Raw genomic sequence first — 26,951 nt, forward strand, 5'->3', positions numbered from 1 at the left:
TTACCCATTCTTATGATAAACTAATTTGATAGAGATTGACAAGAGTTTGTCTTATTGCTAAGATAGTGTTGGTTTATTATTATAATAAATTAGCACTTTAATTTGCTAAAGTGATAGATTTTATTTAAGTAGTAGAGGAGCGGAATATGAACAAAAAACTTTTACATACCCCAGAAGGTGTTCGCGATGTATATGATGGCGAATATAGTAAAAAGGTGAAAATTGAAGAGAAATTGACAGAAGTATTAAATTTATACGGATACAAAGGAATTCAGACACCGATGTTTGAATTTTTTGACATTTTTAATCAAGAAAAAGGTACAGTCTCTTCAAAGGAAATGTATAAATTTTTTGATAGAGAAGGTAATACTCTGGTGCTTCGTCCGGATATGACACCATCCATTGCACGATGTGTTGCAAAATATTACGATACCGATGAATTGCCAATTCGTCTTGGATATAAAGGTAATACTTTTATTAACAATTCCAGCTATCAGGGAAAATTAAAAGAAACGACTCAACTGGGGGCAGAATTGGTCAATGATAACAGCTCCAGTGGAGATGCGGAAATCATTGCCATGGCGATTCATTCTTTTCTGGCAGTTGGAATTACAGATTTTACTGTAGATATCGGTCAGGTAGAATTTTATCAGGGGATTGTTAATGAATTCCGTATTAAAGGAGAGGAAGAGGAGCGTCTCCGCGAACTGATCCGTAATAAGAATTACTTTGGTCTGGAAGAGTTTGTTGCTGCTGCAGATATTTCTGAGGAGGGAAAAGAAGTTATCTTAAAATTCTCCGAGTTATATGGGGGATATGAGATTTTAGAAATCGCAAAAAATCTGACCTTTAACAGTACCGCTCGTCATGCAATAGAGCATTTGGAAAGCGTATATCGAATCCTTTCTGTCTATGGATATGATAAATACGTAAGCTTTGATTTAGGAATGTTGAATAAATATAACTATTATACCGGTATTATTTTCAAGGGCTATACATATGGTACTGGAGATGCGGTTATGAAGGGCGGACGTTACGATAATCTTCTGGGACAATATGGTAAGAAGGCGCCATCTGTCGGATTTGCGATCAATGTAGATGAATTACAGCTTGCGTTGACAAGTCAGAAGATCGATATAAAAGATGGCAGAAAGAAGAAAATGATCGTATATCATGGAGCAGGCTATAAACCAGCCATTGAGCTTGCGGTTCAGCTTCGCAAGCACGGAATTATCTGTGAAGTTATGAGATTGTTCCAGGGAAAACCAATTGAAGAATATATTGAAGTTGCAAGAAAAGAAGGCATGGAACATATTTGCTATTTTGAAGATAAAGGATTGGTTTGGATGATCATAACCGAGACAGGAAAGTTTGAACGTATTGCAGGCATGGATGATTTGATAAAGTAATGAAGGGATTAAGAGGATTATGAGATATTTGACATTTGCATTAGCAAAGGGCCGACTGGCCCAAAAGGCAATGGCAATGCTGGAGGAGATTGGCATTACCTGCGAAGAGATGAAGGATGAGAAGACGAGAAAGCTGATTTTTGTAAATGAAGAATTAAAGTTAAAATTCTTCCTTTCCAAAGCCTCTGATGTTCCAACTTATGTAGAGTATGGAGCAGCAGACATTGGGATTGTCGGAAAAGATACGATTTTAGAAGAAGGAAGAAATCTGTTCGAGGTACTGGACCTTGGGTTTGGAAAATGCAGAATGTGTGTCTGTGGACCGGAATCTGCAAGAAAATATTTAGAGCATAACGAACTGATTCGTGTGGCCTCTAAGTATCCAAACATTGCAAAAGATTATTTTTATAATAAAAAGCTTCAGACGGTGGAGATCATTAAACTGAATGGATCAGTGGAATTGGCTCCAATTGTAGGTCTAAGTGAAGTGATCGTGGACATTGTTGAGACAGGAACCACATTAAAAGAGAATGGATTACAGATTTTGGAAGAAGTCTGTCCATTATCTGCCCGCATGGTTGTGAATCAGGTAAGTCTTAAGATGGAGCAGGAACGTATCCAGGCAATCATTAGCGGATTAAAAGAACTGAAAAAGCAAAAAGAAGGGAAGTAAAACATGAAAATCCAAAAGATTGATAAAGAATCCATCAATACGATTTTAACGGATTTATTAAAAAGAAGTCCGAATAACTATGGACAGTATGCAGCAATCGTTGCAGACGTTGTCAATGATGTAAAGGAACATGGGGATCAGGCAGTTCTTTCATATACGAAGAAATTTGATGGATGTGATCTCCTTCCAGAACAGATGATGGTTACGGAAGCAGAGATAAAAGAAGCTTATGAAATGGTAGATGATGATTTGGTAGAAATCATCCGTAAAGCATTGGTAAATATTCGTGAATATCATGAAAAGCAGAAGCAATACAGCTGGTTTGATTCTAAGCCAAATGGAACTATGCTGGGGCAGAAGATTACTGCCTTAGAATCCTGTGGCGTATATGTACCGGGAGGAAAAGCGGCATATCCTTCTTCTGTACTGATGAATATTGTACCAGCCAAGGTAGCAGGTGTAGAAAAGATTGTTATGGTAACACCTCCAGGTAAGGATGGTAAGGTGAATCCGAACACCTTAGTGGCAGCTCACGAAGCAGGGGCTGATGTGGTTTATAAGGTGGGTGGATCTCAGGCAATCGCAGCTTTGGCTTATGGTACAGAAACCATTCCAAAGGTAGATAAAATTGTCGGACCAGGAAATATCTATGTGGCATTGGCGAAGAAGCAGGTATATGGGAATGTCAGCATTGATTCTATTGCAGGGCCAAGTGAAATTCTTGTTTTAGCCGATGAAACTGCGAATCCACGCTTTGTAGCAGCAGATTTGCTGTCACAGGCAGAACATGATGAGTTGGCAAGTGCAATTTTGGTAACGACCAGTGAAGCATTGGCAGAAAAAGTAGCCGGGGAAATCGAAGGCTTTTTAAAAGAGCTTTCCAGAAGTGAGATCATCTCTAAATCCCTGGAAAACTTCGGTCATATCTTAGTGGCAGAGGACATGGATCAGGCAATCGAGACCGCCAATGCAGTAGCATCTGAACATTTGGAAATCGTTACTGCCAACCCATTTGATGTCATGACGAAGATTAAGAATGCAGGAGCTATCTTTATTGGAGAATATAGTTCTGAACCACTGGGAGATTATTTTGCAGGACCAAACCATGTACTTCCAACCAATGGAACAGCAAAATTCTTTTCTCCATTGAGTGTGGATGATTTTATTAAGAAATCAAGCATTATTTATTACTCCAAAGAAGCATTAGAGCCGATCCATAAGGATATTATTTCATTTGCCGAAGCGGAAAGACTGACGGCTCATGCAAACTCCATTAAAGTCAGATTTGAGGATTAATTCGAGAAAGGAAATACGACTAATGAACAGAACTGCGTCCATAACACGTGTAACCAGTGAAACAAATATTGAGATGACATTGAACATTGATGGTTCCGGTAAAGCAGAGGTTGATACTGGAATTGGATTTTTTGATCATATGTTAAACAGCTTTGCCAAGCATGGATTCTTTGATCTGACATGCAAAGTGGAAGGGGATCTTCATGTAGACTGCCATCATACCATTGAGGATACGGGTATCGTATTAGGAGAATGCATTAAACAGGCAATTGGCGATAAAAAAGGAATGGCTCGTTATGGTTCCTGCATATTGCCGATGGATGAGGCGTTGATTCTATGTTCTCTGGACCTGTCAGGAAGACCATATTTTGTAACAGATCTGGAATTTCAGGCAGAGCGCGTCGGTGGCTATGATACGGAGATGGTGAAAGAATTCTTTTATGCGATTTCCTACGGCGCAGGAATGAATCTGCATATTCGCAAGCTTTCCGGAAGTAATGCGCATCATATTATCGAAGGTGCTTATAAATCATTTGCAAAGGCATTGGATCAGGCAACCAAGATGGAACCAAGAATTAAGGATGTTTTATCTACAAAAGGGTCATTATAAAGAACAGGAGGAAGCATCATGAATATTTTAAAAAGTGAGATGAAGTTTGAGGACTTTAAGTTAAATAGCGATGGTATGATTCCGGTAGTGACCCAGGATTATGAGAACAATGAAGTGTTAATGGTTGCTTATATGAATAAGGAATCTTATGAAAAGACATTAGAAACAGGAAAGATGACCTATTGGAGCAGAAGCCGCAATGAACTTTGGACGAAGGGAGATACTTCCGGACATGTACAATATGTAAAATCATTGAGGATTGACTGCGACAATGACACGATTCTTGCAAAAGTAGAGCAGATCGGGGCGGCCTGTCATACAGGAAATCGTTCTTGTTTCTATCGTGAACTGGCAGCTCCTGCAGATAAGGAATAAGAATCCATTGATAAAATAATTGGCATACAGAAAATATTGTGCTATAATTTAACGCAAAGCAGATTGCTCAGGGAAGGAATACGGAACGGAGCAGAACGGAGGTAAGCGATGCAAGCGTATTTTTCAGAATTAGTAAGTTATTTAATTAAATATGCAGTGATGATTGCTGCAGCTTATTCAGGTGTAAAGATTGGAATTCATCTGAGAAAGAAGAAAAACGAGGAGGCATAATAGCTGCCCGGTTTAAGAAAGCAAAAGCGAAAAAAGCCATCGGCGATGGCTTTTTTCGTTATGTTATAGAATCACAAGGAGGACATACAAGTGAAAAACTATGGAGTAAATGAATTAAGAAAGATGTTCCTTGAGTTCTTTGAAAGCAAGGGACATTTGGCAATGAAAAGCTTTTCATTAGTTCCAAGAAATGATAACAGTTTATTATTGATCAACTCAGGAATGGCACCATTAAAGCCATATTTTACAGGACAGGAGATTCCACCAAGAACAAGAGTGACAACCTGTCAGAAGTGTATTCGTACTGGGGATATTGAAAATGTTGGTAAGACTGCCCGTCACGGTACTTTTTTCGAAATGTTAGGTAACTTTTCTTTCGGAGATTATTTCAAGAGAGAAGCCATTCATTGGTCATGGGAATTCTTAACAGAAGTAGTCGGATTGGACCCAGACCGTCTTTATCCATCTGTATATGAAGATGACCAGGAAGCATTTGACATTTGGGAAAAAGAAATGGGTATTGCCCCAGACCGCATTTTCCGTTTTGGAAAAGAAGATAACTTTTGGGAACATGGTGCAGGTCCATGTGGTCCATGTTCTGAAATCTATTATGACCGTGGAGAAAAGTATGGCTGTGGAGAACCTGGCTGTACGGTAGGCTGTGAATGCGACCGTTATATGGAAGTGTGGAATAACGTATTTACCCAGTTTGAGAATGACGGAAAAGGCAATTATGAAGAATTGGTACAGAAGAACATCGATACCGGTATGGGTCTGGAACGTCTGGCAGTAGTCGTTCAGGACGTGGATTCTATCTTTGATGTGGATACCATTCAGGCATTGAGAGATAAAGTATGTGAATTTGCAAACGTTACGTATAAAGAAGAGGAAGATAAGGATGTGTCTATCCGTCTGATCACAGACCACATTCGTTCTGCAACTTTTATGATTTCTGATGGAATCATGCCTTCTAACGAAGGACGCGGCTATGTACTTCGTCGTCTGATTCGTCGTGCTGCCCGTCACGGAAGATTATTGGGTGTTGAAGGAAAATTCCTTGCAAGATTAAGTGAGACTGTTATCGAAACTTCCAAGGATGGTTATCCGGAATTAGAAGAAAAGAAAGCGTTTATTACAAAGGTTTTGAGCCAGGAAGAAGATAAATTTAATAAGACCATTGACCAGGGTCTTTCTATTTTAAATGATCTGGAAAAAGATCTGGAAGCAAAAGGTGAGAAGATTTTATCAGGTGCAGATGCATTTAAGTTATACGATACCTATGGATTCCCTCTGGATTTGACAAAAGAAATCCTGGAAGAAAAAGGATTTTCCATTGACGAAGATGGTTTTACAGCATGCATGAAGGAACAGAGAGAGAAAGCGCGGAAAGCTCGTAAGACGACCAACTATATGGGAGCAGAAGCAACCGTATATGAAGAGATCGATCCTTCCATCACCTCTCATTTCTGTGGATATGAAAGACTGGAAGCAAAGGGTACCATTCTTGCACTGACAACAGAAACAGAAGTGGTAGATGCTATTGTAGCAGGCGATAAAGCAACAATTATTACCGATGTTACACCATTTTATGCAACCAGTGGTGGACAGGCAGCGGATAGTGGACGCATCACTTTGGATGATGGTGTATTCCGTGTTGAAGACACTCAGAAGCTGGTAGGTGGTAAGATCGGACACATTGGTGTTGTAGAAAGCGGTATGTTCAAAGTGGATGATATGGTTACTTTGACCATTGATGCGGGACAGAGAGCGCTGACTGCGAAAAATCACAGTGCGACTCATCTGTTACAGAAAGCGTTGCGTACAGTTCTGGGAACTCATGTAGAACAGGCTGGTTCCAGCAACAATCAGGACAGACTTCGTTTTGACTTTAGTCATTTCTCCGCAATGACAAAGGATGAGATCGAACAGGTAGAAGCGATCGTAAATCAGAAGATTGCAGAAAATCTTCCAGTTGTAACAGAAGTAATGTCTATGGAAGAGGCAAAGAAGACAGGTGCTATGGCATTATTTGGAGAAAAATATGGAGATGAAGTGCGCGTAGTTAAGATGGGCGATTTCTCTGTAGAATTATGTGGTGGTACTCATGTAGCAAATACAGGAGTGATTTCTGCATTTAAGATTTTATCTGAAACAGGAGTTGCTGCCGGAGTACGAAGAATTGAAGCGATTACTTCCGATGCGGTATTCCGTTATTATGATTCATTGGAAGAAGAACTTCAGAAAGCAGCCCAGGTTGTAAAAGCCAAACCGGGCAACCTGATTGAAAGACTGGAACATCTCATGACTGAGATGAAAGCACTTCAGAGTGAAAACGAATCCTTAAAGAGTAAGTTAGCAAAGGATGCACTTGGAGATGTTATGAATCAGGTAACAGAAGTGAAAGGTGTGAAGCTTCTGCCAGCCAGTGTAAAAGATGTGGACATGAACGGACTTCGTGATCTGGGAGATCAGTTAAAAGAAAAATTAGGTGAAGGTGTGGTTGTTTTAGCATCTGAGATGGGCGGTAAGGTAAGCTTGATCGCTATGGCAACTCCAGAAGCAATGAAGGCAGGCGCACATGCTGGTAACCTGATTAAGGGCATTGCCAAGTTGGTTGGCGGTGGCGGCGGTGGACGTCCAAATATGGCACAGGCCGGCGGAAAGAATCCAGCAGGCATTGAAGCTGCACTGGAAGAGGCTGTTAAAGTATTAGAGGGACAGCTATAAGAATTTGATTGGAAAAGGCAAGGTGAAAATTAATCAAATAGTTGCCAAAAAAGTCTTGACGAATTCAAAAATCATGGTATAATTCTAATAGTGCAAAAAAAATATACCCAAAAGTTGTATTATGCGTGCACAATACACAACTGGAGGGAGGTTAGGTGTGAGTCTATGTCAAGTATAATCGTTAAAGAAAACGAAACTTTAGATAGCGCTTTACGCAGATTCAAAAGAAACTGTGCCAAAGCAGGTATTCAGCAGGAGATTCGTAAAAGAGAACATTACGAAAAACCAAGCGTAAAACGTAAAAAGAAATCTGAAGCAGCACGTAAAAGAAAATTTAAATAATCTCATGAAGGCAGATATTCGAAAGAGTATCTGCCTTTGTTTTGGAATAGGAAATTTCTATTTCTATTCCAGAACGATACCTTTTTCATAATAAAAATGGAATATCCTGTATGTCACCGAATAAAATGTGATAAAGGGAAGAGTAGGTAAGCCGTTATGCTGCTGTTATCTGGAGATATATTATATGGGGATGTGTTGATTCGGTCTGTTGGAAATCATGAACTTTTTGTGGAAAATTTCCGTGGAATCATCAATTATGAGAATACCAAGCTGGTGCTGCAGGGAAAATGTCAGATTGTCATTATTACCGGTGAATGCCTGACCATTCTTTCTTATGTAGAACATATGATAAGACTGAAGGGAATCATCCATGTCATTGAATTTCGATCATAGAATATAGGAAGTGAGTGCTTGCAAGCTATAAAAAATATCATTGGTGGCTATGTGAAAGTAAAGATTGTTTCCAATTGTCCGGAACGTTTTATCAATCTGTGCGCCAAACAGGACATAGAGGTCTGGGATCTGACTCGGGAAAACTGTGATTATATGTGTTATATGACGAGAAAGGGCTTTCAAAGCTCAAAGCAGCTTCAGGAAAAAACAAATACAAAAATGGAAGTATTGATAAAGGCAGGGCTTCCATTTTTTTTATGTAAATATCGAAAAAGAAAGCTCTTTTTAATCGGGATTTTGCTGTGTATGCTGATGCTGTTTGGCTTGTCCCAGTTTGTATGGGAGATCAATGTATATGGCAATACTTCATATACGAAAGAGGATATTATAAAATACATAGAGAGAGAATCTATAAAGCTGGGGACATTAAAATTTACTGTCAACTGTGCAAAGCTGGAGGAGCAACTGCGGCAAAAATACGAAGAAATCGCCTGGGTATCCTGTTCTATAGAGGGCTGCCGTCTTTCCGTTCATATCAAAGAGACACTGGATAAAGATACAAAAAATACATCTTCTGTTCCCTGTGACATCGTAGCATTAAAAAGCGGGACCATTACGTCCATGATCACACAGAATGGAACCCCTCTCTGCAAAAAAGGCGATAAAGTGAAGAAAGGACAGACCTTAATTACGGGCAATATTTATATTTATAGCGACAGCAATGAAGTATTGGAGACACATCAGATCATCGCAGATGGGGAAATCTGGGCCAAAACGAAGGTGGATTACCAATGTGTATTCAACAGAAGCTATTATACAAAGGAATATCAAAAAAAGAAAAGCTATACGTATGCATTGATCTGCTGTGGAAACCATATTTCTCTGATGCCTAAAATCAAGCAGAAGGAGGGGATGGATCAGTTGACAGAGCAATATCCATTAAAGCTTGGAAAGACCTTTTATCTGCCGTTGTGCATTGAGCGTACGACCACCAGAAGATTTTCTCCTGTTCGAAAAGAATATGGAAAACGGGAAGCATACGAAAAAGCGGAGGAGAAGATCGCAAAAGAGATAAAAAAGTTAAAGAAAAAAGGGATCAAGGTGTTAGATCAAAAAATTACGATCAAAGTTACAGACAGTCAATGCAGGGCGGAAGGCTATCTGATTCTGGAAGAACCCATTGGAAAGATTCGTGCCATCCGTCCACTGACGAAAAAACAGGAGGAGAAGATAAAACCTACCGAAGCTGTATTATGGTAGAGAGGGCATTTCCTGGGAGTTTTGGTGGAGAGAATGGGGCTTTTATGATAAAATAGTTACGATAAGAGAAAGGCGATAAGGAGAAGAATGATGAAAAGAACATTGGTGATCTATAAATCAAAATATGGGGCTACACAGGCATATGCCCGGATGATTTCCGAAGCATTGGGTTGTGATCGCATCATGGTGGATCAGATGAAGCTATTCTCTCAGTTTGGGGAATATGAGAACATTGTTTTGTGTCTGCCTATTTATAATGGATTGCTTGCAGGCATAAATACTGTGAAGGCACGATATTACCGGATTTCAGAGAAGAACATCACTCTGTTTATGGTAGGGCTTACGGATCTCGCATCCGAAGCAGAAATCGACCGGACTGTGATAGCCAGTCTCACAGAAGGGATGCAGCATAAATTTCGTATCTTTTATGCAAAGGGAAGAATGACTTATCGAAGCCTGATGCCACTAGATAAAATGGCTTGGAATAAGTGGATCAAGTATTTGAGAAAGAAGCCGGAGCAGAAGCTTAATGAAACAGAGATGGAGATGTTAAATCATAGTCGGGATAAGCTGGATTATATTGATGAAGCTTCTATTCAGAGCCTGATAAAATACATTCGCTCCCTGAGTTGATTAATAAAACAAATAATGGTATACTAAATCGTTAATAGCGCAATAAATTTGTAACTTTGAAAATAAAAAGGGTGAATAGAATGAACTTGATGGAACTTGACTTGAATCTTCCTTCTTCCCATGCGGGTAATATTTTTGGACAATTCGATGTATTTATGAAAAAGATTGAAAAGACGCTTCGAATTTCCATTGTATTGCGTGGAGATGAAGTAAAATTAATTGGAAAAGAACGTGATGTCAAAAAGGCGCAGGATGTAATCTACAGTCTTTTAGAGCTGTCGAAAAGGGGCAATCCGATCACGGAGCAGAATGTTAATTATGCATTGGCACTATCCATGGAAGAAAAAGCACATGACATTGTAGCTTTGGATAAAGATGTGATCTGTCATACGATTCAGGGGAAGGCGGTAAAGCCGAAGACCTTAGGGCAGAAGAGATATGTGGATGAGATCAATCGGAAGATGATCGTATTTGGTGTAGGTCCAGCAGGAACAGGGAAGACCTATCTGGCTATGGCTGCTGCCATTACAGCATTTAAGAACAATGAGGTCAATAGAATCATTATGACTCGTCCGGCGATTGAAGCAGGAGAGAAACTGGGATTTCTTCCGGGAGATCTGCAAAGTAAAGTAGACCCATATCTTCGACCATTGTACGATGCATTATATGAGATTATGGGAGCAGATACGTTTCTTAAAAACATGGAGAAAGGGCTGATCGAAGTAGCACCTCTTGCTTATATGAGAGGACGTACACTGGATAATGCATTTATTGTTCTGGATGAGGCACAGAATACAACGCCAGCTCAGATGAAGATGTTTTTAACAAGAATTGGTTTTGGCTCTAAGGCCATCATCACTGGAGACCTGACACAGAAGGATTTGCCATTTGAAAGTAAGTCCGGGCTTGAAGAGGCGTTGAAGGTACTTGGAAAAATCGATGATATCGGTATCTGTGAGCTAACCAATAAGGATGTAGTCCGTCATCCATTAGTGCAAAAGATAGTAACTGCTTATGATGAATACGAAAGCAGACGTAAGAAAAACAGGAGAAAGCAATGAGTATCATAATTGAGAATGAATATACAGGTGAGATACTGGAAGGATACGAAGGAATCATTCACGAGATCGTAGAAGCTGCACTGGATTATGAACAGTGTCCATATGAATGTCAGGTAAATGTTACGCTGGTGGATAATGGAACGATTCATCAGGTAAATAAAGAATTTCGTCAGATTGACCGTCCGACAGATGTGTTGTCTTTTCCGGCAATCGAATACCCACGTCCGGGAGAGTTTGACTGGTTGGAGGACGAAGGAATCGAATATTTTGATCCGGAAAGCGGTGAGCTTTTGCTTGGAGATATTATGGTTTCCATGGACAAGGTTGCTGCACAGTCGGAGGAATATGGTCATAGCAGACGCCGGGAATTTGCGTTCCTGATTGCTCACAGTATGCTCCATTTGATGGGATATGATCATATGGATGATGAAGAACGTAAAGTTATGGAAAGAAAACAGGAAGAAATCTTGCAAATGAAGAACTATACGAGAGATTGAGGTAGCTATGAGTAGGAAAAAAAAGAAAAATTCAGTATTGGTACAGGGAGCTATTTTGGCAGCGGCTTCGATCCTATGCCGTGTGATCGGACTGTTATATCGTAGTCCACTGCGTGAAATTATCGGAGATGAGGGAAATGGCTATTATTCCGTTGCCTATAATATTTATACCATTATTCTTCTGATTGCATCCTTTAGCATTCCATTGGCTGTTTCCAAAGCAATTTCCGCCAGACTGGCAAAAGGAGAATACCGAAATGCACAGAGGATTTTTTATGGTGCATTGATTTATGCAGTAGTTGTTGGGCTGGCAGGTTTTGCCGTTTGCTTTTTTGGAGCTCCATACCTGGTTACTCCAGGAGCAGTACCGGCACTTAGAGTATTGGCTCCTACCATCTTCTTTTCCGGAATCTTAGGAGTGCTGAGAGGTTATTTCCAGGGACATAGTACGATGGTTCCTACCTCCATATCACAGATCATTGAACAGATTTTAAATGCGGTAGTCAGTGTATTAGCTGCATTCCTGATGGTGCGTACTTTTACCAACGTGTCTACGGAGGCTCTGAAGTTAGAGAGAGCATCTTTGGGGGCACAGGGAAGTGCGTTGGGTACCGGAGCCGGAGTGCTGATCGGGTTGCTGTTTTGTGTGGTGATCTATGTGATGTATCGACCAAGGATGAAGCGACAACTTCGCCGAGATAAGACAGAATTTATAGAATCTTATAGCAGCATCTTTAAGATTTTGATTTTTACGATTACACCGGTCATTTTCAGTACCGCTATTTATAATTGCAGCCCGAGCATTAACCAGAGTATTTTCTATTGGATCCTGGGCAATAAGGGTATGAGTGAATTAGATATTACGGTTATGTATGGCATCTTTGCCACACAGTTTAATGTATTGGTCAATGTGCCGATTTCCATGGCTTCGGCCTTATCCAGTGCCATTGTGCCGGATATTTCTGGTAATTATGCACTGGGGAATCAGGAAGCGCTGAAGGAATCCATCGAAAGTGCTACAAAGCTGAATATGATGGTGATGATTCCTTGTGCAGTAGGACTGGCTGTATTATCTGATCCGATCATTCACCTGTTGTTCCCAACAGCTACCGGACTTGGTGGAGACCTGCTCCGGGCAGGAGCTATTACCGTTGCGTTCTCTGGATTGTCTACGTTAAGTAATGGGATTCTACAGGGACTTGGGAAAATGCGTCTTCCAGTAAAACATGCGTTTATTGCTGTCGTACTGCAGGCAGTGGCATTGGTTCCGATGCTTTTCTTTACACAGTTGAATGCTTATGCTCTGGTCATATCATTGATCATATTCTCTTTGACTATGTGCGTTTTAAATGCAAAAGCAATTCAAAAATATGCAGGATACAAACAGGAATATAAGAAGACATTTGTGAAGCCGTTTGTAGCATCTGCTTTTATGGGAATTATAGCATGGGCAGTATATCAGCTTGCATTTTTGTTCACACAGCATGCAGGAGGATATTTTGGCAATGCCATTGCGGTATGTATCGCTATGGCGGCGGCAGTTGTCGTATACCTGGTTGGCATTGTAAAGACCAATGCTGTTAGTGAAGAGGAAATGCGCAGCATGCCAAAAGGACATCTTCTCATAAAACTATGTAAGAGAATGAGACTTTTATAGTAGAAAAAATCAAGAACAGTTGTATAAAAACTCCTTTTTTTGGAATACTCAATAAAAAAGGAGTTTTTGATTATGAAAAGTATTTATAAATTTTTCATGGTTTATGGTGTAGTTGTTACGGGGCTGTGTATCTATCTCGTAGTCTTAAGTTTCGGTGGACTGACGCAGACGAATATGAATGATGCGGTAGAAGCCAAGACAACCCAGGCGACAAACAGTACGGATACAGAAGAAGAGGAAATCTTTCAGCTGGGAATCCGGGATGGACATGTGGTGATTTTAAAAGGAGACGATGTTTTTGAGGTCACCAGCATTGCTGAAGATGAAATGAGCGAGGAACTGCGAACAGAGGTAGAAGGAGGGACCTTCTTTCATTCAGAGGAAGAAGTGTATTCATTTTTAGAATCCTACACTAGCTAAAATAGGAGAAAGAAATAAATTTTCAAAGAAGATAAAGGAGATATAATATGATATATGATCTGCTGATTATCGGCGGAGGTGCAGCAGGAATGATGGCGGCTATTACGGCAGCAGAAACAGGAAAGAAGGTCATAATCATCGAGAAGATGAATCGGCTGGGCAAGAAGATTCTGGCAACAGGGAATGGAAGGTGCAATTTCACCAATTCCTATTTGGATGAGGATTGTTATCGAAGCAGCAAAAAAAGCTTTCCCTTTACTGCGGTAGAGCAATTTGGAAGCCAGGATGCCATTGCATTTTTTGAGCAATTGGGTATTGCGGTAGTGGACAGAGATGGATACTATTACCCAAGATCCAATCAGGCTTCCACTGTTGCAGATGGTCTGATCTATAAGATCAAGAGCCTCCATATTCCGGTGGTACTGGAATGTAAGATCAACCGGATTGAGAAGAAAAAAGGATATTTTACGATTGCTTCTCGAAAAAAAGAATTTACAGGGAGAAATCTTCTGATCGCAGCTGGAGGAAAGGCACAGGAAAAGCTGGGAAGTGATGGATCAGGCTTTCTTTTGGCCAAAAGCTGCAGACACACGCTGATCGAACCTTTTCCGGCATTAACAGCCCTAATCATAAAAAAGCATCCACTGAAGGAAGCGTCCGGCGTAAGATGTCGGTGTAAAGTCACAGCGGTGATCAATGGACAGAGCAGTAAGGCAGAAGAGGGAGAACTTCAGATTACCAGCTATGGGGTGTCGGGAGTTCTGATCTTTCAGCTGAGCCGATTTATCATTGATGGAATTCGAAAAGGAAAAAGGTCTGCCATCTGTATTGATTTTCTTCCTGAACAGAAAGAGAAAAGTCAGTTCTTTACGACGATGAAGGAATGTGCCTCTTATAAAACAGCTCAGCAATGGCTGGAGGGGTACTTTCCAACAAAGCTGGCAGATGCTTTGTTGGCTTATGCAGGAGTGGATTCAAATAAAAATGTTGGGAATCTTTCAAAAAAAGAGAGGGAACAGATCTGGAGGCAGATAAAGGAATGCCGTATGTCCATTGATGGATGGAAAGATTTTGATTTTGCACAGGTAACCGCGGGAGGAGTGTCCGTGGCAGAAGTTTCTCCGTATACGATGGAGTCGGAATTGATTCCAGGTTTGTATTTTGCAGGGGAGATTCTGGACGTGGATGGAACCTGTGGTGGATATAATCTTCAATGGGCATGGACCTCCGGATATTTAGCAGGAAGGAGCATACAATGATTCAGATTTCACAGATTAAGCTTCCGGTCAGTCATACAAAAAAGGATTTAGATAATAAAATCAAAAAGCTGCTTGGTTTAAAGGAAGTGCCGGAGTATCGGATCAAAAAGCAATCCATTGATGCCCGGAAAAAGCCAGATATTAAATACATATATACCGTTGAGCTTTCAATGACTCAGGAACAGAAGCTGATCAAAAGATGCAGACAGGCATCAATGATACAGGAAAAGGCATATAAATTGCCTGCATGCGGAGAACAGAAGCTTTCTTCTCGGCCTCTGATCGTGGGGATGGGACCAGCAGGACTTTTTTGTGGATATCTGCTGGCGAAGGCAGGTTATCGCCCTGTGATCATAGAACGTGGAGAAGCGGTGGAGAACAGGGTAAAGACCATTGAGGAATTCTGGCAGACGGGCAAATTAGACCCTGCATCCAACGTTCAGTTTGGAGAAGGAGGTGCAGGCACATTTTCCGATGGAAAGTTAAATACTCTGGTAAAGGATAAGATGCAAAGAAATCAGTTTGTATTGGAAACTTTTGTACATTTTGGTGCCCCAGAAGAAATTTTATATACGGCAAAGCCGCACATTGGCACGGATTTGCTTCGTCAGGTAATCAAAAATATGCGAGAAGAGATTCTCTCTTTGGGCGGAGAGGTACGTTTTGAAACTATGCTGACAGATATTAAGATCAGTAAAGGAAGCATTTGCAGTGTGGAACTAAATAAATCAGGGTGGATGGAAGCCGGGCCGGTAGTGTTGGCAGTTGGTCATAGTGCCAGAGACACGTTTCAGATGCTGTATGAGAAGAAGATTCCTATGAGCAGTAAGTCTTTTGCCATAGGAGTCCGTGTGGAGCATCCAAGAGAAATGATCAATGCATCACAATATGGAGAGGGGTATCCGAAAGAGCATCTTCCTACAGCTTCCTATAAGCTGACAGCAAAGGCAGAGAATGGGAGAAACGTCTATTCTTTTTGTATGTGTCCGGGAGGATATGTGGTCAATGCTTCTTCCGAAGCAGAAAGACTGGTGGTAAACGGTATGAGCAATCATGACCGCATGGCTGACACATCCAACAGTGCTATTATTGTCAATGTTACACCGGAGGATTATGGATCCGCGCATCCGTTGGCAGGAGTGGAATTTCAGCGTAAATGGGAAGCAAAGGCCTACGAAGAAGGAAAAGGAAGAATTCCGGTCCAGCTGCTTTGTGACCTGGAGAAAAACCAGATTTCCAAAGGCTTTGGAAGCTTTTTCCCATCCATGAAAGGGAAAAATTGCTTTGGAAATTTAAATAATTGTTTACCAGACTATGTAGTTAGTGCTATAATACATGGTATGCATCAGTTTGATCATAAGATTCATGGCTTTGCAAGGCCGGATACCATCATCAGCGGGGTGGAGACACGTACTTCTTCTCCTGTTCGTATTCAGAGGAATGAGCAGTTTGAAAGTGAGATCAGAAACCTGTTTCCATGTGGTGAAGGAGCCGGATATGCAGGTGGCATTACCTCTGCAGCCATGGATGGAATGAAAGTAGCAGAAGAGATCATCAGGCGATATGAGCCTATGGATTAGCTGATGTGATTACGATAAGTATGAGGAAGCAATAGTGGAAAACTTTAGAGAAAGAATCAAGGATAAAAAGAGAATTGTAGTGAAGATCGGTTCTTCATCGATTATCCATGAAGAAACAGGTCATTTGAATTTTGAAAGAATGGAACATCTGGTCCGTATTTTGACCGATATTCATAATAGCGGCAAGGATGTGGTCTTGGTAAGCTCCGGTGCAGTAGGTGTCGGCATGAAGGCATTGGGTCTTACAAGAAAGCCAAGAAGCCTTACTATGAAGCAGGCATGTGCCGCTGTAGGACAGGGGCGTCTGATCGCTGTTTATCAGAAGCTGTTCTCTGAATACAATCAAGGCACTGCACAGATTCTTCTGACGAAGAACACCATGCTGGATGAGATTCGCCGATTAAATGCGAAGAATACTTTTGAGAATTTGTTTGACCTTAATATTATTCCCATTGTGAATGAGAATGATACGGTTTCTACAGAAGAATTGGAATTTGGCGATAATGATACCTTATCTGCAGTGATTGCAGCGATTGTAAGAGCGGATTTACTCGTATTATTATCTGATATTGATGGCCTTTATACCGATGATCCGGCGAAGCATGCGGATGCAGAGCTGATCCCGGTCATTGAGGTGATTGATGACAAGATTGAAAGTATGGGGAAAGGGTCCAACTCAGCTGTTGGAACTGGCGGTATGGTCACAAAGATTGCGGCAGCTAATATCGTAACGGACGCAGGAGCTGATATGATCATTACCAATGCCGGCGATCTGAACAACCTTTCCAGAATTATGCACGGGGAAGAAGTAGGAACCTTATTCCTGGCACATAAACGTACCAATTTCAGGTTGTTAGAATATTTGGAAGAAAAGCCATATTTTACGCGCAGATAAGATCCGTGAAGAAACTGGATTCAGAATAGAAAGGGGATCGTAATGGACGAAAAGAAAATCGCAAGAATTAATGAATTATATCATAAATCCAAAAAAGAAGGTTTGACGGAGGCAGAAAAGAAGGAGCAGCAGATGCTTCGTAAGGAATATATTATGGCTATTCGTGCATCTGTTAAGAATACCTTAGATCATGCAAGTATTGAAGAAGAGGATGGCAGCATTGTTCCTTTGAAGGAAAAGCGCCGTCGTAATCAGAAGGGATATGTAGTAGAATGTTAGTCCAATTAGGAAAGAATGCAAGAAAAGCTGCAGCACGTCTGGGAACAGCAGGGATTGAAGAGAAGAATCATGCATTGCTTGCAGTTGCTGACGCACTGGAACAGCAAAAGGAATACCTATTAGAAGAAAATCAGAAGGATATTAAGAATGCAAAAGAAAGTGGTATGACAGAAGCCTTGATTGATCGTCTGGCGTTGACAGAAGCCAGGATTGAAGGCATGTCAGAAGGAATCAGACAGGTGGCTGCGTTAGAAGATCCCATTGGTGAAGTGATGAATATGAAGAAGCGGCCCAATGGATTGTTGATCGGACAGAAGAGAGTTCCACTTGGTGTGATTGGAATTATCTATGAATCCCGTCCTAATGTAACAGCAGATGCATTTTCGTTATGTTTTAAAACAGGAAATGCAGTGATCTTACGAGGGGGCAGTGATGCTATTTATTCCAATACAGCGATTACTTCCGTAATTCGTTCTACATTGGAGGACTGTGGTATGACAGCAGATGCTATTCAGCTTGTCACAGATACCAGCAGAGAGACGGCCACAAAGCTCATGCAGCTGAACGATTATATTGATGTCCTGATTCCAAGAGGTGGTGCTGGATTGATTCAGGCAGTTGTAAAGAATGCAACTGTCCCAGTGATTGAGACAGGAACAGGTAATTGTCATGTATATGTAGATGAATTTGCAGATTTGGATATGGCAGTATCTATCATCGTGAATGCTAAAACCCAAAGATTGGGTACCTGTAATACGTGTGAATCACTGGTCATTCACAGTAAGATTGCCGACCAGGCTGTGCCACGTATTGCATCTGCATTAAAGGAAAAGGATATTGAGATTCGTGGAGATGAAAGAAGCCGTGCTTTGGATGGAGATATTGTGGAAGCAACAGAAGAAGACTGGGGAACCGAGTATCTGGACCGTATCATTTCCATGAGGATTGTGGATAGTATCGAAGAAGCAATTCTTCATATTAATACATATAACACAAAGCATTCAGAGGCGATCGTAACTGCAGATTATGCCAATGCACAAAAGTTTTTGAATGAGATTGATGCAGCAGCAGTGTATGTCAATGCATCTACCAGATTTACCGATGGATTTGAGTTTGGTTTTGGTGCTGAGATTGGCATCAGTACACAAAAGATTCATGCAAGAGGGCCAATGGGACTACTTGCACTGACGACAACAAAGTACATTATCTATGGTAATGGACAGATCAGAGGTTAGCGATGGGGCTAAAGGAACAGGATTCCTTTAGCCCTTTTGTTTGCGCGCCATGGGCGCGCTCTAACGGGTGAAAGTCCCGAACACGCCTAGGCAACGAGGAAGTGTATAGCCGAACAGCAAGGGTGTCCATCGTGAGGTGGAATCTGAAGGAAGCTGTAAGCAAACTCTTGGTCCGACGGACAGAAATCACATATAAGGCTCGGAAATACGGATAAGTCTGCAAAAGGAGATGAAGTCCAAAAGTTGCTGGAAGTACGAGTAAATGTGGCGGATAGATGAGAGGAAAGAGCGTGCACCTTAAGCGTGGAGGTCTCACAGAGGTATCATCAGCCTAGTAACAACGAACTGTGAGAAATCAGCCGAGCCCATAGTAGTGAAGAAGTCTCTGTAATGGGGATGGAGTGAAGGGGCGAACAATCAATCAGTTTGAGTATGTCTCGTATTGCAGAAATGACAACATCTGCCGTAACCAATCGGGTAAAAGATGGTCAAATCAAGCGAGACGGAAAGGAAAGAACGCATGGACACAAGTAATCTAATGGAGCAGATATTATCTAGTGATAATCTCAACAGAGCATATCTGCAAGTCGTACGAAACAAAGGTGCAGAGGGAGTGGACGGAATGAAGTACACAGAACTCAAGGAACATCTTGCAAAGAACGGCGAAATCATCAAGGAACAGTTGAGGACAAGAAAATACAAACCTCAACCAGTACGAAGAGTGGAGATACCAAAGCCTGATGGTGGTGTCAGAAACCTAGGAGTACCAACGGTAACAGACAGATTTGTACAACAAGCCATTGCACAGGTACTAACACCAATCTATGAGGAACAATTCCATGACCACAGTTATGGATTCAGACCGAATAGGTGTGCACAACAAGCAATCCTAACAGCACTTGATATGATGAATGATGGTAATGATTGGATTGTAGACATTGACTTGGAAAAGTTCTTTGACACAGTAAATCATGACAAGCTGATGACCTTAATTGGAAGAACAATCAAGGATGGAGATGTCATCTCCATTGTGAGAAAGTATCTTGTCAGTGGAATTATGATTGATGATGAGTATGAAGACTCTGTAATAGGAACACCGCAAGGAGGAAATCTTTCTCCGCTATTAGCGAATATCATGCTCAATGAACTTGACAAAGAAATGGAAAAGCGAGGGCTCAATTTCGCGAGATATGCGGATGACTGTATCATTATGGTTGGGAGTGAAATGTCTGCAAATCGAGTAATGAGAAATATCTCTCGATTCATTGAGGAGAAACTAGGGCTTAAGGTCAACATGACAAAGAGTAAAGTGGATAAACCGCAAGGACTCAAATACCTTGGATTTGGATTCTATTTTGATTCAAGAGCACACCAATACAAGGCGAAGCCACATGCAAAATCAGTTGAGAAATTCAAGAAGAGGATGAAGGAACTCACCTGTCGTAGCTGGGGTGTAAGCAACAGCTACAAAGTGGAGAAACTCAATCAACTTATCAGAGGATGGGTTAACTACTTCAAGATAGGGAGTATGAAACATCTGTGCAGAGAAATGGATAAACATATCCGATTCAGACTTCGTATGTGTATATGGAAACAATGGAAAACACCACAAAACAGGGCAAAGAATTTAATGAAACTAGGCGTGCCCCAATGGGCAGCAAAGCGAACATCCTACGCTAAAGGGTTCGCAAGAGTATGTCGAGGTTCAGATGTATGCCAAGCTATAAGCAATAAGAGACTAACCTCATTCGGATTAGTCTCAATGTTAGATTACTACACCGAAAGGTGTGTTACTTGTTAAGTTGATTGAACCGCCGTGTACCGAACGGTACGCACGGTGGTGTGAGAGGTCGGAATTTCTCAATCAAGAGAAATTCCTCCTACTCGATTATAGGAATGATTCACTGTATAAGTGTGGGTCGTTTCATCGCAGGAAATTTTATGTATGGATATAAATACATAAAATTCGATTATTTTCAAAGAGATATTTCAATTACTGATAAAAAATCAAGGTATATTAGATGAAAAAATGGTAGATATGCACAAAATATTATCTAATCTTGATTTTGTATGCAAAAGTAATTAAAATATAAATATTGGTGTGAGAAATCAAAATGTATGATAATTCAGAAAGGAAGGTTATTACCAATGGCATTGTTTACATTCAAAGGTGGTATTCATCCATATGATGGGAAAGAATTATCCAAAGATAAGCCTATCAAAGAATACTTACCGAAAGGCGATTGCGTATATCCTGTGAGCCAGCATATCGGTGCTCCAGCAACGCCAATTGTAAAAAAAGGTGACCGTGTATTAGTAGGTCAGAAAATCGCAGAAGCAGGCGGATTTGTTTCTGCAAATATTTTCAGTTCTATTTCCGGAACTGTAAAAACAATTGAGCCTCGCTTAACTCCAGCAGGAGCAAAAGTAAACTCAATCGTAGTTGAAAATGACGGATTATTTGAATCAGTGGAGTTTAAAGCAGAAAAACCTTACGAAGAAATGTCCAGAGAGGAAGTAATCGGTGCAATCAAAGAGGCTGGTGTGATTGGTCTGGGTGGAGCGGGTTTCCCTACTCACGTAAAATTATCACCAAAAAATGCAGATGATATCGAATACATTATCATTAATGCAGCAGAATGTGAACCATATATTACTGCTGACTATAGATGTATGATGGAAATCCCTGAAAAGATGATTTCCGGATTGAAGGTAATTCTTGCATTATTCCCAAAAGCAAAAGGAATTATCGGAGTAGAAGATAATAAACCGGATGCGATCAAAAAGCTAGAAGGACTGACAGCTACTGAAGAACAGATTCAGGTTGCTCCATTAAAGACAAAGTACCCACAGGGTGCAGAACGTTCTTTGATCTTTGCAACAACTGGAAGAGAGATCAACTCCAGCATGCTGCCAGCAGATGCAGGCTGTATCGTGGACAACGTTGCAACTGCAATTGCAATCCATGAAGCTGTATATGAAGGAAAACCATTATTTGAAAGAGTCGTAACAGTTTCTGGAGATGCCATCAGTGAACCAGGCAACTTCTTAGTACGTTCTGGTACCAATGTTCAGGAATTAGTAGAAGCAGCTGGTGGATTTAAAACTCAGCCTGAAAAAGTAATTTCTGGTGGTCCTATGATGGGTATGGCGATGTACAGTTTAGATGTTCCAGCTGTAAAAGCGTTTTCTTCTTTACTGACATTTACAAAAGATGAAGTTTCCAAGAACGAACCAAGCAATTGTATTCGCTGTGGTCGTTGCGTCAGCGTGTGTCCGGCAAAATTAATGCCAACTATGTTAGCAGATTATGCAGATCATCACGCAATCGACCTGTTTGAAAAATATGATGGAGCAGAATGTGTGGAATGTGGTTCATGTTCCTTCATCTGTCCTGCAAAACGTCCTTTAACCCAATCAATGAAAGCCGGAAGAAGACAGGTTCTGGCTAACAGAAGAAAGAAATAGTGAGGTGTCAAAATGAACGAACAGTTATACAAAGTGTCAGCTAACCCTCATGTAAGGGATAAAGCGACGACACACAGTATTATGCTTGATGTGATCATTGCATTACTTCCAGCAACACTTTTCGGTTTTTATAACTTCGGATTACCCGCAGTTATTACAACTGTAATTTCAATTGCAACATGTGTAATTGCAGAATATTTGTGGCAGCGTTTCATGGGCAAGAAAATCACCGTTCGTGATATGAGTGCTGCTTTAACAGGATTATTATTAGCATTAAACCTGCCACCAGAAGTACCATTCTGGCTTCCGATCCTGGGTGGTTTATTTGCGATCATCGTAGTAAAACAGGTATTTGGTGGTCTGGGTCAGAATTTTATGAACCCTGCACTGGGTGCACGTTGTTTCTTATTACTGTCCTTCACAGGAAGAATGACAGCATTTACATATGATGCAGTAACAACTGCAACACCACTTGCTAATTTAAAAGCAGGTCAGGCAGTAAACATCATGGATATGTTCATCGGTAAAACAGCCGGAACCATCGGTGAAACATCTGCCATTGCATTATTGATCGGTGGAGCTTATCTTGTATTTAAGAAAGTGATCAGCCCAAGAATCCCTGTTGTATATGTAGCAACACTTGCAATCTTTGTTCTCTTATTCGGTGGACATGGATTTGATGTAAACTTCCTTGCTGCACATATCTTTGGTGGCGGATTATTACTTGGTGCGATCTTCATGGCTACTGACTATGTTACATCTCCAATTACTCCAAATGGCCAGATTATCTTTGGTATCATTCTTGGTGTTTTAACAGGAGTATTCCGTATCTTCGGACCTTCTGCAGAAGGTGTATCCTACGCAATTATTATCAGTAACCTTCTGGTACCATTAATCGAAAAGGCTACCCTTCCAAAGGCATTTGGTAAAGGAGGTAAGAAATAATGAATAAGAGTTTAGTAAGCGATTGTATTAAATTATTTATTATCACAATTGTTGCAGGTCTGGCTTTGGGATTTGTATACAATGTAACAAAAGAACCAATTGCAAAGCAGGAAGAGCTTGCAAAGCAGGAAGCTTATCAGGCAGTTTTTGCAGATGCAGCATCCTTTGCAGACGTAGATTATGAAGATTCTGATATTCAGGCTGTTTGCGATAAAAATGGTCTGACTGGTATTACCATGAATGAGATCATGGCAGCAAAAGACGCTTCTGGAAATCAGATTGGCTATGTATTTAACGTAACAACCTCTGAGGGTTATGGCGGAGATATCCAATTGGCAGTCGGCGTACAGACAGATGGAACATTAAATGGCTATGATACTTTATCCATTGGTGAAACAGCTGGTTTAGGTATGAATGCCACAACCGATGCTTTTAAAAACCAGTATAAAGGAATCAAGGCGAAGCAGTTAACAGTCGTAAAAGACGGAACTGGTTCCCAGAGCGATGAAAAAATCGATGCGATCAGTGGTGCTACCATTACAAGTAGAGCAGTGACAAGTGCTGTGAATGCTTGTTTAGCATACACAGCAGAAGAAGGAGGTAAATAGGATGAAAACAAATCCAGTTGAAAGACTTGTCAATGGTATTATTAAAGAAAATCCTACCTTCGTACTGATGCTTGGTATGTGTCCAACACTTGCCGTTACAACATCAGCAATCAACGGGGCAGGTATGGGTCTTACAACAACCGCAGTATTAATGTTCTCTAATATGATTATTTCATTACTTAGAAACTTTATTCCTGACCGTGTAAGAATTCCAGGATATATTGTAGTTATCGCTTCTTTGGTAACTGTCGTACAGTTCGTATTAGAAGCATATTTGCCAGCATTAAATGATAGCCTTGGATTATACATTCCATTAATCGTAGTAAACTGTATCATCTTAGGTAGGGCAGAATCCTTCGCATCAAAGAACGGTCCAGTAAACTCTTTCTTTGATGGTGTTGGTATGGGTCTTGGATTTACCATCGCTTTAACAATCTTAGGTGGTTTCCGTGAATTACTTGGCGCAGGTACTATTTTTGGTGCTACAGTTATGCCAAGCTCTTATGAACCAATTACAATCTTTATTTTAGCACCAGGAGCATTCTTCGTATTAGCATGCTTAGTTGCAATTCAAAATAAAGTAAAATCCCGTAAGCCGGAAAGTAAAGTTGCAGGTTCCTGTGAAGGTGACTGTGCTGCTTGTGGAAACGGGGCATGTGGCGGTAAATTCTTTGATACGACCGTTGACGATAAATAGGAGGGATAAGAAATGCAAAATTTACTTTTGATCGTTATTGGCTCTGCCTTAGTAAATAACGTAGTATTAAGCCAGTTCTTAGGTTTATGTCCTTTCCTTGGTGTATCTAAGAAGGTAGAAACTGCTGGCGGTATGGGTGCTGCCGTAATCTTTGTTATTACCATCGCATCCTTTGTAACAAGTTTGATTTATAAATTTATTTTAGTACCATTAGATTTATCTTATTTACAGACAATCGTATTCATTTTAGTAATTGCTGCATTGGTTCAGTTTGTAGAAATGTTCTTAAAGAAATCAATGCCTGCATTATACGAATCTCTGGGTGTTTATCTTCCTCTGATCACAACAAACTGTGCTGTATTAGGGGTAGCATTGAATAACGTTCAGTATGAATACGGAATCTTAGAAAGTGTGATCAACGGATTCGGTGTTGCTGTTGGATTTACGATCTCTATTGTAATCTTAGCAGGCATCCGTGAAAAAATGGAATACAATGATATTGCACCTTCATTCAAAGGTATGCCAATTGTTTTAGTTACTGCAGGTTTAATGGCAATTGCATTCTTTGGATTCTCAGGCGTGATTTAATTAGGAGGGAGCATAGAAATGAATATTACAGCAATTATTTTAGCCGGTGTCGTTGTCGGCGCAACTGGTATTGTTATTGCAGTTCTTCTTGGAATCGCTTCTGAAAAATTCAAAGTGCCAGTGGATGAAAAAGCAGTAGCAATCAGAGAAGCCCTTCCTGGTAACAACTGTGGTGGTTGTGGATATGCAGGATGTGACGGACTTGCAGCAGCAATTGCAGCTGGAGAGGCTCCAGTGAATGGATGTCCAGTTGGTGGTGCAGCAGCTGCAGATAAAATCAGTGAGATCATGGGCGTTGATGCCGGTGATTCTGTAAAAATGGTCGCTTTTGTCAAATGTTCTGGAACATGTGAAAAAGCGAAGGACAAATACGTTTATACTGGAATTGAGGATTGTGTAGAAGCAGTATCTGTTCCAGGTGGCGGAGCAAAAGCATGTACTTATGGATGTACTGGTTTTGGAAGCTGTGTAAAACAGTGTGATTTTGATGCAATCCATGTTGTCAACGGAATTGCAGTGGTAGATAAGGAGAAATGCGTTGCCTGTGGTAAGTGTGCAGCAATCTGTCCAAAGGGACTGATCGAAATGGTTCCATACAGTGCACAGCATTTGGTTCAGTGTAATTCTCATGACAAAGGGAAAGATGTAAAGGCTGTTTGTCAGTCTGGTTGTATCGGATGTCAGCTTTGTAAAAAGCAGTGTGAATTTGAAGCAGTTACAGTAGATAATTTCTTAGCACATATCGATGGTACAAAATGTACAAACTGCGGTAAATGTGCAGAAAAATGTCCAGTAAAAGTAATTTCATAATTTATGGATGATGAACTGTCAGTGGCGTAAGCTACTGGCAGTTTTTACGTTAAATAACAAAATAACACTTAATTATTTCCGTTGGTAATCGGATCACAGAGCTTAAAATCTCTCCGGTGGGAGTCACATGTGGTCATTTTTACATAGAATAATAAAAAAAGCAGAGGTTTCCTATGAAGTATACAGAATTTCGGGAAAAGGAAGTTATTGACTGTAAGGATGGAAAGAGACTGGGCTATGTGGTAGATCTGGAGTTTGATCCATGTGATGGAAGAATTCTGGAGATTTTCGTTCCAGCATATCGTAAATGCTTTGACTGCTTTAAAAAGCCCAGAATGCATCGCATTCCATTCAAGGATATTGTAAAGATCGGACCAGATATTATTTTAGTAAAAATTTGTGAGAAAAAGTAGAAGAATGCATAGAATGTGAGATTTACATATGGTATAATAGGGACACTTGATGAAATTGTGATCATAAACGGAGGTTTATTTATGAAGTGTCCATATTGCGGTGAAGAAAATTTGAAAGTCATTGATTCCAGACCGGTGGAGGATACCAATTCTATTCGAAGACGTAGACAGTGTGCATCCTGTGGAAAACGATTTACAACATATGAAAAAGTGGAAGCAGAGGCAATTACAGTAATTAAGAAGGATAAGACCCGCCAATTGTATGACCGCTCCAAGATTGAATCCGGTATTATTCAGTCCTGTCATAAGCTTCCGGTCTCTATGTCACAGATTGAGCGTGCTGTAGATGAGATCGAAGGCAAGATCTATTCACTTGGCATGAGGGAGATTGACAGCTCTACTATTGGTGAGATCGTTATGGATAAATTAAAAGAGCTGGATGAAGTAGCATATGTGCGCTTTGCGTGCATTTATCGCGAATTCAAGGATGTGAATACATTTATGAATGAACTTCAGAAATTATTGAAAAAATAATTGTAAATAAATTCCATTTATTATATACTGATAATAGGATGCTGTTTTGGAGAGGA

General features: G+C 40.6%; 28 protein-coding genes and 1 pseudogene. All 29 read left to right on the forward strand.

Annotated features, from left to right (window positions below; translation table 11 throughout):
* Positions 1 to 146 precede the first annotated feature (146 nt).
* Positions 147 to 1,409 (forward strand): ATP phosphoribosyltransferase regulatory subunit, encoded by a 1,263-nt coding sequence (gene hisZ / locus BHF69_RS03895; RefSeq protein ID WP_075669753.1) that lies wholly within the window; start codon positions 147 to 149, stop codon positions 1,407 to 1,409.
* Positions 1,410 to 1,428: 19 nt separating this feature from the next.
* The gene (gene hisG, locus BHF69_RS03900) at positions 1,429 to 2,082 is read left to right on the forward strand and encodes an ATP phosphoribosyltransferase (protein ID WP_075669754.1); all 654 of its coding nucleotides are present in this window, start codon (positions 1,429 to 1,431) and stop codon (positions 2,080 to 2,082) included.
* 3 nt (positions 2,083 to 2,085) lie between these two features.
* Entirely contained in the window at positions 2,086 to 3,378 is a 1,293-nt protein-coding gene (gene hisD, locus BHF69_RS03905; RefSeq protein ID WP_075669755.1) for a histidinol dehydrogenase, read from the forward strand.
* Between the two features lie 22 nt (positions 3,379 to 3,400).
* Positions 3,401 to 3,988, forward strand: a complete 588-nt coding sequence (gene hisB / locus BHF69_RS03910) for an imidazoleglycerol-phosphate dehydratase HisB (RefSeq protein WP_075669756.1) — start codon at positions 3,401 to 3,403, stop codon at positions 3,986 to 3,988.
* Positions 3,989 to 4,021: 33 nt separating this feature from the next.
* Positions 4,022 to 4,339 (forward strand): annotated as a pseudogene (gene hisI, locus BHF69_RS03915) (phosphoribosyl-AMP cyclohydrolase); the annotation flags it as partial.
* A 132-nt stretch (positions 4,340 to 4,471) separates the two neighbouring features.
* Entirely contained in the window at positions 4,472 to 4,594 is a 123-nt protein-coding gene (locus BHF69_RS14540) for a hypothetical protein (RefSeq protein ID WP_278276966.1), read from the forward strand.
* A 90-nt stretch (positions 4,595 to 4,684) separates the two neighbouring features.
* Positions 4,685 to 7,321, forward strand: a complete 2,637-nt coding sequence (alaS, locus tag BHF69_RS03920) for an alanine--tRNA ligase (RefSeq protein WP_075669758.1) — start codon at positions 4,685 to 4,687, stop codon at positions 7,319 to 7,321.
* Between the two features lie 165 nt (positions 7,322 to 7,486).
* The gene (gene rpsU, locus BHF69_RS03925; protein WP_075669759.1) at positions 7,487 to 7,663 is read left to right on the forward strand and encodes a 30S ribosomal protein S21; all 177 of its coding nucleotides are present in this window, start codon (positions 7,487 to 7,489) and stop codon (positions 7,661 to 7,663) included.
* Positions 7,664 to 7,819: 156 nt separating this feature from the next.
* Complete coding sequence (locus BHF69_RS03930) at positions 7,820 to 8,056, forward strand: YabP/YqfC family sporulation protein (protein ID WP_075669760.1); 237 nt, start codon at positions 7,820 to 7,822, stop codon at positions 8,054 to 8,056.
* 18 nt (positions 8,057 to 8,074) lie between these two features.
* Positions 8,075 to 9,316, forward strand: coding sequence for a sporulation protein YqfD (locus BHF69_RS03935; protein ID WP_075669761.1), 1,242 nt, complete (start codon positions 8,075 to 8,077; stop codon positions 9,314 to 9,316).
* An 87-nt stretch (positions 9,317 to 9,403) separates the two neighbouring features.
* Positions 9,404 to 9,949, forward strand: coding sequence for a flavodoxin domain-containing protein (locus BHF69_RS03940; RefSeq protein ID WP_083651012.1), 546 nt, complete (start codon positions 9,404 to 9,406; stop codon positions 9,947 to 9,949).
* An 80-nt stretch (positions 9,950 to 10,029) separates the two neighbouring features.
* Positions 10,030 to 11,010: a PhoH family protein gene (locus BHF69_RS03945; RefSeq protein ID WP_075669763.1), complete on the forward strand. Its 981-nt coding sequence runs from the start codon at positions 10,030 to 10,032 to the stop codon at positions 11,008 to 11,010.
* Positions 11,007 to 11,507: an rRNA maturation RNase YbeY gene (gene ybeY / locus BHF69_RS03950; RefSeq protein ID WP_075669764.1), complete on the forward strand. Its 501-nt coding sequence runs from the start codon at positions 11,007 to 11,009 to the stop codon at positions 11,505 to 11,507. Before BHF69_RS03945 ends, ybeY begins: the two co-directional genes overlap by 4 nt.
* Positions 11,508 to 11,514: 7 nt before the next feature.
* On the forward strand, positions 11,515 to 13,164 hold the full coding sequence (locus BHF69_RS03955) for a putative polysaccharide biosynthesis protein (protein WP_075669765.1): 1,650 nt from the start codon (positions 11,515 to 11,517) through the stop codon (positions 13,162 to 13,164).
* A gap of 72 nt (positions 13,165 to 13,236) precedes the next feature.
* On the forward strand, positions 13,237 to 13,584 hold the full coding sequence (locus BHF69_RS03960) for a hypothetical protein (RefSeq protein WP_075669766.1): 348 nt from the start codon (positions 13,237 to 13,239) through the stop codon (positions 13,582 to 13,584).
* Positions 13,585 to 13,631: 47 nt separating this feature from the next.
* On the forward strand, positions 13,632 to 14,843 hold the full coding sequence (locus tag BHF69_RS03965) for an NAD(P)/FAD-dependent oxidoreductase (protein ID WP_075669767.1): 1,212 nt from the start codon (positions 13,632 to 13,634) through the stop codon (positions 14,841 to 14,843).
* Positions 14,840 to 16,423 (forward strand): NAD(P)/FAD-dependent oxidoreductase, encoded by a 1,584-nt coding sequence (locus BHF69_RS03970; protein WP_075669768.1) that lies wholly within the window; start codon positions 14,840 to 14,842, stop codon positions 16,421 to 16,423. The genes BHF69_RS03965 and BHF69_RS03970 overlap by 4 nt, the downstream gene beginning before the upstream one ends.
* 34 nt (positions 16,424 to 16,457) lie before the next feature.
* Complete coding sequence (proB, locus tag BHF69_RS03975) at positions 16,458 to 17,318, forward strand: glutamate 5-kinase (RefSeq protein WP_075669769.1); 861 nt, start codon at positions 16,458 to 16,460, stop codon at positions 17,316 to 17,318.
* A gap of 42 nt (positions 17,319 to 17,360) precedes the next feature.
* Positions 17,361 to 17,597 (forward strand): DUF896 domain-containing protein, encoded by a 237-nt coding sequence (locus tag BHF69_RS03980; protein ID WP_075669770.1) that lies wholly within the window; start codon positions 17,361 to 17,363, stop codon positions 17,595 to 17,597.
* Complete coding sequence (locus BHF69_RS03985) at positions 17,591 to 18,832, forward strand: glutamate-5-semialdehyde dehydrogenase (protein ID WP_075669771.1); 1,242 nt, start codon at positions 17,591 to 17,593, stop codon at positions 18,830 to 18,832. Before BHF69_RS03980 ends, BHF69_RS03985 begins: the two co-directional genes overlap by 7 nt.
* 520 nt (positions 18,833 to 19,352) lie before the next feature.
* Complete coding sequence (gene ltrA, locus BHF69_RS03990) at positions 19,353 to 20,633, forward strand: group II intron reverse transcriptase/maturase (protein ID WP_158022527.1); 1,281 nt, start codon at positions 19,353 to 19,355, stop codon at positions 20,631 to 20,633.
* Between the two features lie 347 nt (positions 20,634 to 20,980).
* On the forward strand, positions 20,981 to 22,300 hold the full coding sequence (rsxC, locus tag BHF69_RS03995) for an electron transport complex subunit RsxC (protein WP_075669772.1): 1,320 nt from the start codon (positions 20,981 to 20,983) through the stop codon (positions 22,298 to 22,300).
* Positions 22,301 to 22,312: 12 nt separating this feature from the next.
* Positions 22,313 to 23,245 (forward strand): RnfABCDGE type electron transport complex subunit D, encoded by a 933-nt coding sequence (locus BHF69_RS04000; protein WP_075669773.1) that lies wholly within the window; start codon positions 22,313 to 22,315, stop codon positions 23,243 to 23,245.
* Complete coding sequence (locus BHF69_RS04005; protein WP_075669774.1) at positions 23,245 to 23,853, forward strand: RnfABCDGE type electron transport complex subunit G; 609 nt, start codon at positions 23,245 to 23,247, stop codon at positions 23,851 to 23,853. Before BHF69_RS04000 ends, BHF69_RS04005 begins: the two co-directional genes overlap by 1 nt.
* Before the next feature lies 1 nt (position 23,854).
* On the forward strand, positions 23,855 to 24,550 hold the full coding sequence (gene rsxE, locus BHF69_RS04010; RefSeq protein WP_075669775.1) for an electron transport complex subunit RsxE: 696 nt from the start codon (positions 23,855 to 23,857) through the stop codon (positions 24,548 to 24,550).
* 12 nt (positions 24,551 to 24,562) lie between these two features.
* Positions 24,563 to 25,138 carry an electron transport complex subunit RsxA gene (gene rsxA, locus BHF69_RS04015; protein WP_075669776.1) on the forward strand — a complete coding sequence of 192 codons (576 nt, stop codon included), beginning with the start codon at positions 24,563 to 24,565 and terminating at the stop codon, positions 25,136 to 25,138.
* A gap of 18 nt (positions 25,139 to 25,156) precedes the next feature.
* On the forward strand, positions 25,157 to 25,948 hold the full coding sequence (locus BHF69_RS04020; protein WP_075669777.1) for an RnfABCDGE type electron transport complex subunit B: 792 nt from the start codon (positions 25,157 to 25,159) through the stop codon (positions 25,946 to 25,948).
* Positions 25,949 to 26,121: 173 nt separating this feature from the next.
* Positions 26,122 to 26,361, forward strand: a complete 240-nt coding sequence (locus tag BHF69_RS04025; protein WP_075669778.1) for a YlmC/YmxH family sporulation protein — start codon at positions 26,122 to 26,124, stop codon at positions 26,359 to 26,361.
* 81 nt (positions 26,362 to 26,442) lie between these two features.
* Positions 26,443 to 26,895, forward strand: coding sequence for a transcriptional regulator NrdR (gene nrdR / locus BHF69_RS04030; protein WP_075669779.1), 453 nt, complete (start codon positions 26,443 to 26,445; stop codon positions 26,893 to 26,895).
* Positions 26,896 to 26,951: the final 56 nt, after the last annotated feature.

It is taken from the genome of Anaerostipes sp. 992a, assembly GCF_001940245.1.
Taxonomy (GTDB): domain Bacteria; phylum Bacillota; class Clostridia; order Lachnospirales; family Lachnospiraceae; genus Fimousia.

Excerpts from the sequence above, each read along its gene's own strand:
- hisZ (WP_075669753.1), top strand. The coding sequence starts at position 147 with ATGAACAAAAAACTTTTACATACCCCAGAAGGTGTTCGCGATGTATAT.
- hisG (WP_075669754.1), top strand. The coding sequence starts at position 1,429 with ATGAGATATTTGACATTTGCATTAGCAAAGGGCCGACTGGCCCAAAAG.
- hisD (WP_075669755.1), top strand. The coding sequence starts at position 2,086 with ATGAAAATCCAAAAGATTGATAAAGAATCCATCAATACGATTTTAACG.
- hisB (WP_075669756.1), top strand. The coding sequence starts at position 3,401 with ATGAACAGAACTGCGTCCATAACACGTGTAACCAGTGAAACAAATATT.
- BHF69_RS14540 (WP_278276966.1), top strand. The coding sequence starts at position 4,472 with ATGCAAGCGTATTTTTCAGAATTAGTAAGTTATTTAATTAAATATGCA.
- rpsU (WP_075669759.1), top strand. The coding sequence starts at position 7,487 with ATGTCAAGTATAATCGTTAAAGAAAACGAAACTTTAGATAGCGCTTTA.
- BHF69_RS03930 (WP_075669760.1), top strand. The coding sequence starts at position 7,820 with ATGCTGCTGTTATCTGGAGATATATTATATGGGGATGTGTTGATTCGG.
- BHF69_RS03940 (WP_083651012.1), top strand. The coding sequence starts at position 9,404 with ATGATGAAAAGAACATTGGTGATCTATAAATCAAAATATGGGGCTACA.
- BHF69_RS03945 (WP_075669763.1), top strand. The coding sequence starts at position 10,030 with ATGAACTTGATGGAACTTGACTTGAATCTTCCTTCTTCCCATGCGGGT.
- ybeY (WP_075669764.1), top strand. The coding sequence starts at position 11,007 with ATGAGTATCATAATTGAGAATGAATATACAGGTGAGATACTGGAAGGA.
- BHF69_RS03955 (WP_075669765.1), top strand. The coding sequence starts at position 11,515 with ATGAGTAGGAAAAAAAAGAAAAATTCAGTATTGGTACAGGGAGCTATT.
- BHF69_RS03960 (WP_075669766.1), top strand. The coding sequence starts at position 13,237 with ATGAAAAGTATTTATAAATTTTTCATGGTTTATGGTGTAGTTGTTACG.
- BHF69_RS03965 (WP_075669767.1), top strand. The coding sequence starts at position 13,632 with ATGATATATGATCTGCTGATTATCGGCGGAGGTGCAGCAGGAATGATG.
- BHF69_RS03970 (WP_075669768.1), top strand. The coding sequence starts at position 14,840 with ATGATTCAGATTTCACAGATTAAGCTTCCGGTCAGTCATACAAAAAAG.
- BHF69_RS03980 (WP_075669770.1), top strand. The coding sequence starts at position 17,361 with ATGGACGAAAAGAAAATCGCAAGAATTAATGAATTATATCATAAATCC.
- BHF69_RS03985 (WP_075669771.1), top strand. The coding sequence starts at position 17,591 with ATGTTAGTCCAATTAGGAAAGAATGCAAGAAAAGCTGCAGCACGTCTG.
- ltrA (WP_158022527.1), top strand. The coding sequence starts at position 19,353 with ATGGACACAAGTAATCTAATGGAGCAGATATTATCTAGTGATAATCTC.
- rsxC (WP_075669772.1), top strand. The coding sequence starts at position 20,981 with ATGGCATTGTTTACATTCAAAGGTGGTATTCATCCATATGATGGGAAA.
- BHF69_RS04000 (WP_075669773.1), top strand. The coding sequence starts at position 22,313 with ATGAACGAACAGTTATACAAAGTGTCAGCTAACCCTCATGTAAGGGAT.
- BHF69_RS04005 (WP_075669774.1), top strand. The coding sequence starts at position 23,245 with ATGAATAAGAGTTTAGTAAGCGATTGTATTAAATTATTTATTATCACA.
- rsxE (WP_075669775.1), top strand. The coding sequence starts at position 23,855 with ATGAAAACAAATCCAGTTGAAAGACTTGTCAATGGTATTATTAAAGAA.
- rsxA (WP_075669776.1), top strand. The coding sequence starts at position 24,563 with ATGCAAAATTTACTTTTGATCGTTATTGGCTCTGCCTTAGTAAATAAC.
- BHF69_RS04020 (WP_075669777.1), top strand. The coding sequence starts at position 25,157 with ATGAATATTACAGCAATTATTTTAGCCGGTGTCGTTGTCGGCGCAACT.
- BHF69_RS04025 (WP_075669778.1), top strand. The coding sequence starts at position 26,122 with ATGAAGTATACAGAATTTCGGGAAAAGGAAGTTATTGACTGTAAGGAT.
- nrdR (WP_075669779.1), top strand. The coding sequence starts at position 26,443 with ATGAAGTGTCCATATTGCGGTGAAGAAAATTTGAAAGTCATTGATTCC.